Source organism: Neobacillus sp. DFD-2R (assembly GCF_057747865.1).
In genome coordinates, this window is the sequence record NZ_CM173228.1 from 274,683 (window position 1) to 288,038 (window position 13,356).

The 13,356-nt window shown below is 36.5% G+C and carries 11 protein-coding genes, 1 pseudogene and 2 riboswitches; of the genes and pseudogenes, 6 read left to right on the top strand and 6 right to left on the bottom strand.

Annotation, left to right across the window (positions count from 1 at the left end; all coding sequences use genetic code 11):
* Positions 1-26 precede the first annotated feature (26 nt).
* From AC3ANV_RS01400 to AC3ANV_RS01410, 3 genes are all read left to right on the top strand, one after another.
* Positions 27-1,385, top strand: coding sequence for a glycoside hydrolase family 172 protein (locus tag AC3ANV_RS01400; RefSeq protein ID WP_488311922.1), 1,359 nt, complete (start codon positions 27-29; stop codon positions 1,383-1,385).
* A gap of 76 nt (positions 1,386-1,461) precedes the next feature.
* The gene (locus tag AC3ANV_RS01405; protein ID WP_488311923.1) at positions 1,462-2,940 is read left to right on the top strand and encodes a glycoside hydrolase family 32 protein; all 1,479 of its coding nucleotides are present in this window, start codon (positions 1,462-1,464) and stop codon (positions 2,938-2,940) included.
* A 161-nt stretch (positions 2,941-3,101) separates the two neighbouring features.
* Positions 3,102-4,088, top strand: coding sequence for a carbohydrate kinase family protein (locus AC3ANV_RS01410; RefSeq protein WP_488311924.1), 987 nt, complete (start codon positions 3,102-3,104; stop codon positions 4,086-4,088).
* 440 nt (positions 4,089-4,528) lie between these two features.
* Here AC3ANV_RS01410 and AC3ANV_RS01415 read toward each other — a convergent pair whose 3' ends face one another.
* The 3 genes from AC3ANV_RS01415 to AC3ANV_RS01425 all read right to left on the bottom strand — a co-directional run bounded on the left by AC3ANV_RS01415 (position 4,529) and on the right by AC3ANV_RS01425 (position 5,908).
* Positions 4,529-4,774 carry a hypothetical protein gene (locus AC3ANV_RS01415; RefSeq protein WP_488311925.1) on the bottom strand — a complete coding sequence of 82 codons (246 nt, stop codon included), beginning with the start codon at positions 4,772-4,774 and terminating at the stop codon, positions 4,529-4,531.
* Positions 4,775-4,902: 128 nt separating this feature from the next.
* Positions 4,903-5,466, bottom strand: coding sequence for a competence protein ComK (locus AC3ANV_RS01420; protein WP_488311926.1), 564 nt, complete (start codon positions 5,464-5,466; stop codon positions 4,903-4,905).
* Positions 5,467-5,635: 169 nt separating this feature from the next.
* Positions 5,636-5,908, bottom strand: a complete 273-nt coding sequence (locus tag AC3ANV_RS01425; protein ID WP_488311927.1) for a helix-turn-helix domain-containing protein — start codon at positions 5,906-5,908, stop codon at positions 5,636-5,638.
* 997 nt (positions 5,909-6,905) lie between these two features.
* Here AC3ANV_RS01425 and AC3ANV_RS01430 point away from each other — a divergent pair.
* Positions 6,906-8,012 (top strand): NUDIX hydrolase, encoded by a 1,107-nt coding sequence (locus tag AC3ANV_RS01430; RefSeq protein WP_488311928.1) that lies wholly within the window; start codon positions 6,906-6,908, stop codon positions 8,010-8,012.
* Positions 8,013-8,081: 69 nt separating this feature from the next.
* On the opposite strand, the gene AC3ANV_RS01435 is transcribed toward AC3ANV_RS01430, so the two are convergent.
* Entirely contained in the window at positions 8,082-8,216 is a 135-nt protein-coding gene (locus AC3ANV_RS01435; protein ID WP_488311929.1) for a hypothetical protein, read from the bottom strand.
* 22 nt (positions 8,217-8,238) lie between these two features.
* A riboswitch (cyclic di-GMP riboswitch) is annotated at positions 8,239-8,322 on the bottom strand.
* 203 nt (positions 8,323-8,525) lie between these two features.
* A riboswitch (cyclic di-GMP riboswitch) is annotated at positions 8,526-8,612 on the top strand.
* Between AC3ANV_RS01435 and AC3ANV_RS01440 the strand changes: the two genes are divergently transcribed.
* Together AC3ANV_RS01440 and AC3ANV_RS01445 are read left to right on the top strand one after the other, a co-directional pair.
* Positions 8,583-8,786: a hypothetical protein gene (locus AC3ANV_RS01440; protein WP_488311930.1), complete on the top strand. Its 204-nt coding sequence runs from the start codon at positions 8,583-8,585 to the stop codon at positions 8,784-8,786. Its footprint overlaps the riboswitch before it by 30 nt.
* Before the next feature lie 318 nt (positions 8,787-9,104).
* Positions 9,105-10,091 (top strand): LCP family protein, encoded by a 987-nt coding sequence (locus AC3ANV_RS01445; protein WP_488311931.1) that lies wholly within the window; start codon positions 9,105-9,107, stop codon positions 10,089-10,091.
* A gap of 246 nt (positions 10,092-10,337) precedes the next feature.
* On the opposite strand, the pseudogene AC3ANV_RS01450 reads toward AC3ANV_RS01445, so the two are convergent.
* A pseudogene (locus AC3ANV_RS01450) lies at positions 10,338-11,766 on the bottom strand (IS4 family transposase).
* A gap of 320 nt (positions 11,767-12,086) precedes the next feature.
* Positions 12,087-13,349 (bottom strand): glutamate-5-semialdehyde dehydrogenase, encoded by a 1,263-nt coding sequence (locus tag AC3ANV_RS01455; protein WP_488311932.1) that lies wholly within the window; start codon positions 13,347-13,349, stop codon positions 12,087-12,089.
* Between the last annotated feature and the right edge of the window lie 7 nt (positions 13,350-13,356).

A 13,356-nucleotide genomic window follows, 5' to 3' on the forward strand; every position in this document is an offset into this window, starting at 1 on the left:
AAACATTACTTTGGAGGCAACTTTACATGAAAACGAATTCAATTGGGATGTTACAAAATTTAACTAGACATGCAGATGTAAGATCTGCGAGACTCTCAAGTTCTGACCAGTCAGGCAGGAACCAAGATTATTGGTTAATTCCACCGAACGAGTCAGTAGTATTAGGGGAAATCGAAGGTCCTGGCTGCTTAACACATTTTTGGATGACATCTTTCTGTAGAAAAATTATGGGCCCAAGTATCGTGGATCCCGTTTTAGGTAGTAACGTAGCACCTGTAAATGAAATACACAATGCATTAGGTGTTACTTGGGAAGAGCAAGATCCATTTTATTACAGAAAAGCATTAATTAAAATTACTTGGGATGATCAGAATACACCAAGCGTTTTGGCACCATTTGGGGACTTCTTCTGTGTAGGTCATTCGTTACCGGGTAATTTCCAATCGGTGCCGTTTAACGTTTCTGTTAAGCCGGAGGAGGCAAATAAGTTCGGTGCACCAGCTGCGTTAAACTGCTATTTTCCAATGCCGTTTAACAAAAAAGCGAAAATTGAAATTGTGAACGAAAATGAATTACCATTTGGTCTATATTTCTATATTGATTATGAGCTATATAAAGAAGAATTACCGGAAGATACAGTATACTTCCATGCTAACTGGCGTCGGGAAAGTCCTTGCGAAGGCTGGGGAAATGATCTTCAAGTAAACAGCCCGGCAGTTCAAAGCGTTGCTAACCTAACAGGCGAAGATAACTATGTGGTTTTAGAAACACAAGGTAAAGGTCATTATGTGGGCTGTAACTTATCAGTTAACCATTTCCAAGGCAGCTGGTGGGGGGAAGGTGATGATATGATCTTCATCGATGGCGAAAAGGAACCAAGTATTAATGGTACAGGTAGTGAGGATTATTTTGGACACGCTTGGGGAATGCAAAAGAATGGTTTCTTGTATAACGGTTCCATTATTCATGAGAGCGACAAGCCGGGATACCAAGTATCCTACAGATTCCACATTGCAGATCCGATTCACTTCTCTGAGAGCATTAAGGTTTCGATTGAACATGGACATGCAAATCACTTATCTGATGACTGGTCCTCTACTGCATATTGGTATCAGACGTTACCATCTCCCAAACTAGATATACTTCCAGTCGAAAATAGACTACCGCATGTTGCCCAAATGCCTGTTGTGAAACAAAAGGCCAAGAAGGAATTAAATGAAGAGCAACAAAAAGCATATGAATCAGCAAAAGAAAGAGAAGTATTTTATGTAGAAGAGAAGAGGAAACAAATGGAAATTAAATACAACAAAACAAGAGAATCTTCTACTGGCAATAAAGAGCATGCTCAACGTGTAAAACAAAGCCTAATTGGTAAATGGAGCTAAGTTCTTTTTAAAAATTGGTAGTATGAATCTATCAATCTATATAACCTTTTATTAGGTGAAAAATAGGAGATGTTTTATGAATAGTTTAAATACAAAACACTTAGAAGCTCTTGAAAGAGCAATCCAAGAAATTGAAGCCAAGAAAGATATTATTGCGAAACGTCAATATAGATTACACTATCACTTTATGGCACCTACTGGCTGGATCAATGATCCGAATGGTTTGGTCCAATATAAGGGTGAATACCATTTATTTTATCAATTTTATCCCTACGCCTCTAGCTGGGGTCCAATGCACTGGGGACACGCAAAAAGTACGGACCTAGTACATTGGGAACACTTACCGGTTGCTTTGGCGCCATCAGAGTCATACGACTCCGGTGACGTCACTGGATATGGCTGTTTCTCTGGTAGTGCAGTCGTAGCCGGAGATGAGCTTGTATTAATATATACTGGGCATGTAGATGGCAACCTGCCACAACAGGTTCAAAATATTGCAACAAGTAACGATGGAGTTTCCTTTGAGAAATACACACAAAACCCTGTTATCAATACCTTTCCGGTTGATGGCACTCATGATTTTCGGGATCCAAAAGTATGGCAGCATGAAGGCAAATGGTACATGGTAGTTGGAACTAAGAAGGATGGAAAAGGAAAAGCTGTACTTTATGTTTCTGATGATTTAAAGGTTTGGACATATAAAGGAGTAGCAGCAGAAAGTGATGGCACCCAGGGGGATATGTGGGAGTGTCCGGATCTTTTCCCAATTAACCATACTCATGCCTTAATTGTTTCTCCAATGTATGGAACCCAAAATGAAAAGCCTTTTTATGTGATTGGTGATATGGATTATGATAAAGGTATTTTTACCCAAGGAACTTACAGGACATTAGATTATGGTTTTGACTTTTATGCCCCTCAGACCCTGATTGATGAAAAAGGTCGTCGAATTATGATTGGTTGGATGGAAAAATGGTTAACAAAAATGCCTTCTCAAGAATTCGGTTGGGCTGGTGCTATGACAATTCCGAGAGAGCTCGTCTTAGAAGGAGATATTCTTAAACAAAAACCAGTACCAGAACTTGAAGACATAAGGTCCGACTATAAGAAACTAGTTGCATTCGAAGTGACGGAAAAAGTGACAGTGAATGGTCAACAAGAATCCGTCTCAGAAATCATTCTCGATGTTAATCTCAACGAGACTGAGGCATCCGTATTTGGGATCCAATTAAGATGCTCTGAGGATGGAGTAGAAAAAACAGAAATCATCCTTGACTTAGAAAATAAAGAGATTGTCCTGGATCGGGAACACTCCGGCTGCGGTGAAAAAGGAATTAGCAAAGCACCACTGGTAGTGAAGCAAGATGGCACCATTAAACTGAGAATTTTTATGGATACTACATCCATTGAGCTATTTGTTAACGATGGTGAGCAGGTCATAACCAATCGGATCTTCCCGGAGGATACTAGCAAACAGTTTAACCTATTTACAGAGGGCGGCATGGTTTGTGTAAATAGCATTGAATCATGGAAGCTAGGTTCAGTGTGGAATTAAATTCTTTTTTTGAAATAAAGATAGAGCTCTAATCGAATAATGAGGATTAGAGCTTTGTTTTTGAAAGTAAGTGCCTGTTAAGGGTGTGAACGCAGAAGGATCACACCAAGAGTCTATTTATTATTAGATTGAACATTTTCTGATAGGACGGTTGAGAGTAAATGAAACCAAATTCATCTGTGATTTGTATTGGAGAAATATTAATCGACTTTTTTTGTACAGATATTGGAATAGACTTAGCTGATGGTCAGCATTTTGAAAAAAAGGCAGGGGGAGCTCCTGCGAATGTTTGTGCAACTATTTCCAAATTAGGAGGACATGCATTGTTTTGTGGTAAAGTGGGAAACGACCCATTTGGTCATTTTTTGCGGAAAACACTAGATGATGTAATGGTTGATACATCTATGATGGTGTTGGATAAAGATCACCCGACAACATTAGCCTTTGTATCTTTAAAGGAGAACGGGGAAAGAGATTTTGTTTTTAATCGTGGCGCAGATGCTTTTTTAATTGAAAAGGAACTCGATCAAGAAAAGCTTAAAGCTTCCAATATCCTGCATTTTGGTTCCGCCACCGCTCTGTTAGATGATCCGTTTCAATCCACCTATATAAACCTAATGAAAACGGCTAAGGAAGAGGAAAAATTTATTTCATTTGATCCTAATTTTAGATTTGACCTTTGGAAAGGCAGAATTCCATCTTTTGTAGATTTAGCTATGAAAGGAATTGCTTTAGCTGATTTTATCAAACTTAGCGATGAAGAATTAAGAATCATATCAGGGTTAGATAATATTGAAAAAGGAATCGCGTTCCTTCATGAAATTGGGGCACGGGTTGTTGCGGTTACTTTAGGAAAGGAAGGAACGTTGATCTCTAATAGGGAACAACGTGAAATCGTCCCAAGTATTACAGTAAATTCAATAGATTCTACCGGTGCTGGGGATTCATTCGTAGGAGCAACGCTATTCCAGTTGGCAAAAAAAGAAGAGCCTAGGAAAGCTTTAGAAAACTTTGAAGAACTAAGGGATATTATTGCCTTTAGCAATCGTGTAGGTGCTATTGTTTGTACAAAGGTAGGCGCCATTTCGGCCATTCCAACTCTTGAGGAAACTTTAGCAGCTAGTTTCCAACCAAAGTTTGTCGGTTAATTATAGTAATTGGCTTGAAAAAAGTGAAATCTATGTTTTTGGGAGTGAGTGGGGAATGAGGAATCGAAGATATAGACTTCGGAATATCTTCACAAAAATGGTTGCAAGATTGGTATTTTAGTTGGAAAATCGTCAAGTTTAAGAATTTTTGAGGTTGCAAGGAGATTTACTACTTTTGGTCAAATTATTTCCAATCTTATTTAATATATAAATGATACAATATATACCATTTGCAGCATAACAAACACTTACCGGCGGCATTCAATACCAAACTTAAGAGCAATCATCATTCCTAATAAAAGAGAGTAGATTAACCTTTCTAATATTGAATAGGTAATCTACTCTTTTGTTTTGTATTAAAAATTTTGGCTCTTAAGCTCCAAGTTTGTATAAAGGAAAAAGGGGCACGTTGTCGGATAACGTCCCCATTCATACGAACTCTAATGTTTCACAGAAAACTCTTCCTCAATTAATTCATTCAGATGATTAATAGCTAATTTAATACACTCTCGTTTATTTTTATGTCTGGCCATTCCTGTTAGATCATCATGCAGTAGCAGATTACTTGTAGCGAATCCAGTATAGCCCACGGGATATTTGAATGTTTCTACTGTTATAATAAAGCCTTTTCTTACATGAAGATAATAGATCTCCATATCTCCAACAACTGTTTGCGAATTAATCAACCTAAAAACACCTCACCTATTTTTGAAAATGTTTAATTAATACGATGGGCTAATTCTCAGGTGTTTTTACTATCCATCATCATTATCTGCTATTAGGTGGTCATTCTATCAGATTAAATTTGTCAAAATCAGCAAATTATTTCCAGTATTCCAACTAAAGAATTTAACACCAGTAAATGACTAAGAAGTAATTGCTTATTTTTCGGTTCAAGAAGAAAGGAGGTAGGGTTTTTGCCCGCTTCAACGGTAATTTCTTGGTATTGTTCTGCAATCTTTAGTTTATTGTTGAAGGAGGATAATTTAGAATGAACTCTCATATGGAAACCATTCTTAAACTCCACGTTCGTTTTTCTAAAAAAGCTGGTGGTCCTACGAATATGTTCCGGATTAAACCACATGGTATCGACCCGTTTGGCTGATTGAATCGGAAATAGACAGATTTTCAGAATTGGATTTACCATTACCGGACACATATGTATATCACCCATGAACCATTTAGAAGTTGTCATGGCACCTCTTAGGTTGAAACCTATCGATTTAATGCTGAACTCTAGAATTTCTAATGGGGACTTGTCGACTATAAAAGTCTTGTTCACTTCTCTAACGATTGTACACGTCTTTCCGTTTCGATCGTAAACGCCTACCATGCACATCAAATGTTGATTAATAATATAGTTTTTTTCTATCGTCAAAATCTTCAGCCCCTTCATCTACTTTTCTGTTGAATTATTTTCGAAAAAGGATATACTAGCATTAAGTTAGCAACCCTAACTTATCCGGCCAAGGGCACTGTCTTCGTAGGACACCAAATGCTCTTGGCTATTTTATTGTGCTTTTCACACATTCATCACCTCCTTTAAGCTATTTAGTAAATCGATTCTTACTCTCTTTTTCCTTTATCACAATCAAATTCGGATTTTCCTCAATTTCTTTTATAAGCTCAGAAGCCTTGATACCAAGACCTTTTGCAAGTGCAAAGGCTGAATTTAAACTTGGTGCTTGGACATTTGTTTCAATATAACTTACAGTTGTCCGATCTAAGCCGCTGCGGAAAGCTAGTTCCTCTTGGCTAAGTTGCTTAGAAAACCTTAATCTCTTTAGTATTTCTCCAATATACATGGTCTCTTTTTTCAAGGAAATTCTCCTTTTTAAGACCATTAGATAATGGGGTACCAATTTCTACCACGGACTGTAATCTACAAAAGTTGACTTGGGTAAATTTTTTTGCACTGCCTGATTTCCTGGATTAATATTAAAATAGAAATACCGTTGACAATCGTACAGTGACTAATATTTGTTTATTCTTTAACTGTTCTTATCAATAATTAGTAACTCTGTTGCTGAATTGTAACTGTTTATTTAGTGGAAATGATATTGAAAATATGGGAGAGTGTTCCTTTCGTGTATATTAAATAATAAGTAGGTATTTTTTACTATGTACTTCAGTCTACAATTTTTGTCACAGTCCGATATATATCGCTCCCGTTAAACGACATTTTATTTATAGATTTAGCGTTTAAAACCTTATTAAATCAAAGCTAAAAGTAAATTTAATCAAACGTTTGATGAAGAAATAGAATTGAAGAATTATGTCGGAATTATGAATTTAGTAAAACTGTTCATTTTCCTGTGCTTGTCACCGCCTGAACTTTCAAGAATAGTAAACTATTAATAGCGACTTGGGGCCACGAACGAGAGTACTTAAGAATCGTTATATTTCGATAATTTCTGTGAACAATAAATGACAAATTTTTTTATGACTAGAGAGTGCAATCCTTAATAAATAAAGGTTGGTAGCAAATTTAATCAAACGTTTGATCAAATGGTTTATTTGTTGGAACTGCTCGGATAATGTAAGGATTTAGTTAAACAAATGATGCCACAATACTAGCAGGTATTATGTATTGATAGTATTATCTTGATTGATGTCATAATTTCCTTATGAAGTTGTTAGGGTTATGGTATAACTATATATAAGCTAGTATTTTATACCTATAGTCTTTACTTTTATGTTTAATTCTTATTAATTTTTGAACATAGAAATACAATATAAAATGCTAGAATGATATTCTTTTTGAAGCATTGAGAGGAAATGGTTGGCCCGCTTTAGTATTTCATTAGGAGTGACAACATGTTGGAAACGATAAAGGGAATAGTACATTCCATTAAGGGGGAAATGCTGTCTGCTTTTGTTGGTGGCATTGTAGGACTTTTTTTGAGTGTAGTATTTGATGATGGATTAAGAAACTTAAAGAGTAATATAAAACGAAGGTATAAGCGCCTTTTTAGTGAGAAAAATGATTTTATGTCTCATCCTTTTACAATTGGAAATACCTCAACCCATTTTTATGTGATTGATGGAGACGGACAGTCTGATTTTAAACCGGAAAATATAGAATGTAGAGTTATTCATGATGAGATTCCACTGCCGGTTGAGCTAGAGACAATAAAAAGGGAAATTGCTGAACAGGAAAAAGGAAAAGAGGTAAATGGCTTAGAATACAAGTGGAACGGTCCTTTGTACGGATTAGCTAAATACATACCTAGTAGAACAGAAGATAAAGAAGATATGACCGTTTTATTTAATTTCTATAAAACAGATTATTACTCATTCCTGGCTACGAACATGCAGTTAACCAGAAAGTTAAATTCAGGTAAAACAATAGGAGAAGAATATATTCCCTATAGGCAATTAGAGAAGGTACAACCAATATTAGCTAATGGATTTGGGATTGGATTAGTCGTTATTACATCTGATGAAAATATTATTCTGACTCAACGGACAGAAGTTAGCGGTGCAAGAGGTAGTGAAATGGATATCAGTGTGGTTGAAGGAGTCCATCCATTATTGGACCGTCACAGTATTAATGATGGTCCGGATTTATATAATACAGCTGTTCGTGGAGCAAATGAAGAACTGGGGATTATTATTAATAGAGATATAATCAAATTTTTGGGTTATGGAATTGATTTGGACTTTTACCAATGGAATATGATCGGATATGCTCATGTTCCCCAAACAGCTAGAGAAATTCAGGAGATCAGAAGTAGAGGGACTTCGGGTAAATGGGAAAACACCTTACTTATTTTTAAGAATTTCACTTCTAAGAGTGTAGCAGAACTAATTGTAAATGAAGATATGTGGTCAACTGCAAAAGTAGCCCTTTATTGGACTGCGGTACGTGAATTAGGGAAAAATAATATTGACCGTGCACTACGAAATATAATGGAAAAATAAATCTCATTTAGGTGTACCCTAATCAAAACAATAAAAAAGGATCCTAGCTGTAAATAGGACCCTCATTCATTATATAGTATGTGCTAGATAAGTGAACAAGGCACTTAGTACGATCGTCCCAACCATTATTGAAACATAAAGAAGGATTTTGTTCCTCTTTTTCTTTTGAACTACTTCTTCAGGTGTAAGCCAATAGTTTGACATCAAATTTCCCCTTTTGCTGTTTGATGGTAGCTGGCTGGCCTTATAAATTTGACAGAGGCCCCTATAGCTTTGCGTCATCACCTAGGTGACGGTGCCCTTTATGTGGCTTTATTTATTATACAGGTATAAAAGTTGAAAATCATCAAAAAATGGCTTTTTTAAGTATAATTGTCATAAATACATATTCCTACTAAATTTTTTAATCTCAAAAAACTCTAGTTGTTTAGTCTCTTAATCTATATATTACATAGTTGAAAAGTGCTGTTTTTGCCGGAAAATGATGGTATAATATGAATAAATTATATAGTTCGTACGAAAGGGCAAACCCATTGAAAAATGGAGGCGCAAAACTATAGGGGCTAAGGTTTGAATAAACTACGCCAGCCAGGTGCCGAATATGATTACCTTCCTGCGAATTATGAAACATATAATTGGAGGGAACCTATGTTTATTTTTATCGCAGGTGTGGTTGTCGGCTCTATCGCCATGCTTTTTACAATGAGCCTAATGTTTGCTGCCAAAAGAGGCGACGAGCAAATAGAAGCATTTTTTAAAGAGAAAGCGTACTGAATCATCTACTGTCATATCCGTAAACGGTGGAATAGAGTTTATTGATTTTTTTACAGATTAAATATACAAGAATAAAAAAATGCTGCAGGTAGTTGCAGTATTTTTTAATTTCCATGTAACTGCGATTTCGAAATTAATATAAAGAGATATAGATATTATTAAAATACGACATGATTAATAAAGCAAAAGCCTATTTTCTAAATTAACCTCTTAGCCTTCTCATTCTTTGAAGCTCCTGACAGTTACTCCAAATGGTGGTAAAATATTAAATATTATGAATCTTTGAATTAAAAAATGGTAAAACAAGGCGGAGGTATTATGAAAAAGAAGCGCAAATGGAAAGTTATTGGCTACAGTTTTTTAGGAATTATCATTATTACAGTCGCGGCCCTAGTATTTGAATACAATCAGCTTCAGCCAATGAATCACTTTAAAACCATACCTGTTGTTTCTACCGGGAAGACAGATACAACAGGGAAAACAAACCAGACAAACCGGAAAAACCAGACAAAACAGCAAACCTATACGAATGCTCCCGGATTAAACATTTTAATAATGGGATCAGATGAAAGACCGGGTGAAACGATTGGTCATTCCGACACCATGATGCTGGTCCATGTTGATTTGGGGAAAAATGAAATCAATGCGGTAAGTATTCCTCGTGATACTCGTGTTCATTTAGATGGATATGGCTATACAAAATTAACGAGTGTCCAGTATATTTTGCAGGCCAACAAAGGGCCTAAGCAAGGGATAGAACAGGCGGTTCAAGCAGTTAGTGAATTAACGGGAGTGCCGATAAATTATTATGTTGAAACCAATTTTGAGGGTCTTCAATCGATGGTAGATGCAATGGGCGGTATCCAAATGAATGTACCAACGGATGTGAAAATAAACAATCAGGTCATTAATGCCGGTCCCCATTTCTTTGACGGTAAAATGGTATTAGCTCTTGCCCGTGAGCGCCATTCCCTTGCAAATGGGGATTATGGACGGCAGCAGCTTCAGTTGGAGGCATTAAAAGGGATTGCAAAAGAAGCTTTAAGTCCGGGTAATATTCCAAAACTGCCTGCACTGGTCAATTCCGTATCAAAATATATGATCGGGACCAATATGTCAACGTCAGATATGATAAGTCTGGGCCTTTCGGTGAAAAATCTCGATCCTAACAAACAATTGCATTACCTGCAGCTCCAAGGGGTTGGAGAAAGTATGTACGATGATATTTTAAAGGCAAAGAACGATGAAATTGTGATTGATCCGCAACAAATGAAAAGCATCATAGATAAATATTTTCAGAGCTAAGATAAAATCGGATTTACATCTAGTTCCATTCTGTTAAGTCAAGTCCTTCAAATATCATAAAATCCGTTTCTAGTAGTCATAATTTAATATGGGGTACAGCCGACATTCCGCGTTTTGCTGGTGGTACCCCATGCCCATCAAGCTAACAAAGTAAATTACTAGATACGAAATGATCCTTGTTTCAAAACTAGCGAGTGATGGAAAAGTAGGCATGCCAAAGAAGCCTATTAAAACGCGATTTTTTTGCTAAGCAGCTTGTCTATGCTTCACCGTCGTTTCATACACAACACCTAGAATATCAAATACGGTCATCTTCTTATATCGATGACATTTACGACCGTTCTTTTTGAGTAGCTGATAAAGGCGATGCAGAATTTTCAAAAGTTCTTCTGGGCCAACTGCTATCGCTTGAAACAGTAACGGAAAGTAATCTTTAATCATATAAATCGCTTTGTATTCACTCAACTCCTGCTTTTTCTTTTCAAGTAGAAGCTGTCGCATTTGAAACATCGTAGAAGAACAGAGGAGAATTCCAATGAGTTGTCCATATAAATGGCACTCTAGGCGTTCTCTTTTAATATTCTCATTCATCAATTTCAAAGAATGACTTCCACGTTTTAAACAAAATCTCAATCTGCCAACGAAGTGAATACAATGAATGCACGAAATTCGTCGGTACTTCTTCTAGCAACGTGTTCGTGATATATACATTCATGCCCATTAAATGTTTACTTTTATCCTTCATGACAATACCTTTCTTCTTTTCACGTATCGCTTGGTTTTTCAGCCGTGTTTGCGTTTGATCGTCGGTTAAACGATGGATAATTACACGTGCTGGAAGCTTCTGATTTTGGCCAATATATGCCTCGGGGATTTCGATCGTCTCACCAGGGGTTAGACCAGACATCATTTGTGTCATATCAAGTTGGATGTATTCTGTTTGCTTTTTTAACGTGCCATTTTTGAAATATTCTGGATCAGGGTTCTTGGTATATATGCGTGTATTCAGCTTCAACCGCGAGATATAGTAAGCCTCTTTATCATGAATGGCTTGTAAGTCTCCTAAATCGAAGTAACCAAGATCACGTAAACACAAATCGCCCGCCTCTACGGTTTCAAGGCAGGTGGTACCGTATGTTTTATCATTATTCTTTCCTGGTCCAAGCTGCACGTTAAGAAATTGACCACTCAGTAAATCATATTCCAATTGGATTTTCACGCCTGCTGTATTACTACTCCCACCTGAACCTTGATAGTCAGTGGCGAAATGATCAGGCAGTTGAAACACTGTCGCATCTAAAATACGGAGACGATTGAAAGTAGAGATCATGTGTGCAGAAAGCGATTGATTTGAACAGAGTTTTTGTGTGAGAAGAGAAGTAAAGACCTCTCGAAGAAATGCGACAGCTGCTGGATTAAAGCGTTGATTCAACCCTTCTGAGCTCATCAGTACCCCAGTGGAAGCTTCTAACTGACTACACAATTGTATAAGTGAGGTGCCAGCGATTTCTTGACTGAGCCATACGCAAAGGGCAATAAGTTCGTTTGCTTGATACTTACTAGATCGCTGTACAAAGCCAACTTGTTTGGCGATATCTTGTAGGACTACTGGAGATAAAAAGTATTGTAGCTCTTGTGCGAAAAGATTTAGTTCATTTGAAATGATAGGATTCATCAAAACGCCATCCTTTCTCGTAAACTTCTTACGATAAGCATAGCGTTTTTTCATTTTGAGGGTATGATTTTAACTTCACTTGATGGGCATGTGATACCCTAATAACAAGAAAAGCAGCAGACACTACCACACACAAAACATAGAGATAGAGATTAATCTATTCATATGTTTTCACCTTTTTAATGGGTATTAAAAAGGCATCAAGGTTTTTCCCTTAGATGCCTTTTGGCTATTTTTATCTTTTCAATTTACTTTATTCTAGATAACATCGTAACAATCTATAAGATATTTAAAGAAATTTTAAATAACATTGTGACTAATTAAAGTCGAATTTGTCCGTCTCCATTGACATAATATTTTGTCGTCGTTAAAGCTGGTAACCCCATTGGTCCTCTTACATGTAGCTTTTGTGTTGAAATGCCAATTTCGGCACCATATCCAAATTCAAAGCCATCTGTAAAGCGTGTTGAGGCATTATGATAGACAACTGCTGCATCAATACCATTTAAGAATTGTTCAACATTCTTTGGCGTTTCCGACACAATACACTCGGAATGTTTTGTACCATATTGATTAATATGAGCAATGGCTTCTTCAACACTATTTACAGTTTTTACACTGATGATTAAATCTGAAAATTCTTTTGCATAATGTTCCTTTGTTGCTTTGAGGGCTGTTGGAAATACTTTACAAACTTTTTCATCTCCATAAATTTTAACTCCAGCAATTGATACCGTTTCAAGTAGTTCTTTCCCATAATTATTAAAGAATTCATCATGGATTAATAAACTTTCAATCGCATTACATACTGATGGACGATGAGTTTTAGCATTTAGTACGATTGGTCTTACAATATCGTATTTTGCGGTTGCATCAACAAAAACATGGCAGTTACCAGCCCCTGTTTCAATAACAGGCACACTTGCTTCACGTACCACTAAATCAATTAAATCTTTGCCTCCACGAGGAATTAAAAGGTCCAAATACTCTGTTAAGTTAAATAATGTTTTAGCAGTTTCGCGTGACGTATCCTCGATTAAAAGTACCGCATTTTGAGGGAATTGCACACGTTTCAATGCTTGATGTATAGACGTAACTAAAGCCATATTGGAGTGTTTTGCTGAACTAGAGCCACGCAGTAGAACTGTATTTCCTGTTTTTAAAGACAGCGTAGCTGCATCAATGGTTACATTCGGACGGGCTTCATAAATCATACCGAGGACACCGAGTGGCACACGTCGCTTATTAATAATCAGTCCATTATCCTTATTTATGCGTTCCAATTCTTCTCCTATTGGATCGGGCAAATTAATTACTAAATGAATTGCATCACTCATGGCTTTAACCCGTTCTGGATTCAGCATAAGACGATCGATTATGGACTCAGATAACCCTAATTTATGACCATATTTAATGTCTTTTGCATTTTCTTTTAGTATAAACGCTTGATCTATTAGTAATTGCTCTGCAATTGCTAATAGTGCTGTATTTTTTTCTTCAGTTGTTTTATTTTGCATTTCTAAACTTGCTTCTTTTGCAAGCTTTGCTTTATAAATGACTTCATTCTCAATAGCTGTACTCATTGATTAT

Bases quoted from the DNA above. Each gene is read 5' to 3' on its own strand.
- AC3ANV_RS01400 (WP_488311922.1), top strand. From the start codon at position 27: ATGAAAACGAATTCAATTGGGATGTTACAAAATTTAACTAGACATGCA.
- AC3ANV_RS01405 (WP_488311923.1), top strand. From the start codon at position 1,462: ATGAATAGTTTAAATACAAAACACTTAGAAGCTCTTGAAAGAGCAATC.
- AC3ANV_RS01455 (WP_488311932.1), bottom strand. From the start codon at position 13,349: ATGAGTACAGCTATTGAGAATGAAGTCATTTATAAAGCAAAGCTTGCA.
- AC3ANV_RS01410 (WP_488311924.1), top strand. From the start codon at position 3,102: ATGAAACCAAATTCATCTGTGATTTGTATTGGAGAAATATTAATCGAC.
- AC3ANV_RS01430 (WP_488311928.1), top strand. From the start codon at position 6,906: ATGTTGGAAACGATAAAGGGAATAGTACATTCCATTAAGGGGGAAATG.
- AC3ANV_RS01445 (WP_488311931.1), top strand. From the start codon at position 9,105: ATGAAAAAGAAGCGCAAATGGAAAGTTATTGGCTACAGTTTTTTAGGA.
- AC3ANV_RS01435 (WP_488311929.1), bottom strand. From the start codon at position 8,216: ATGTCAAACTATTGGCTTACACCTGAAGAAGTAGTTCAAAAGAAAAAG.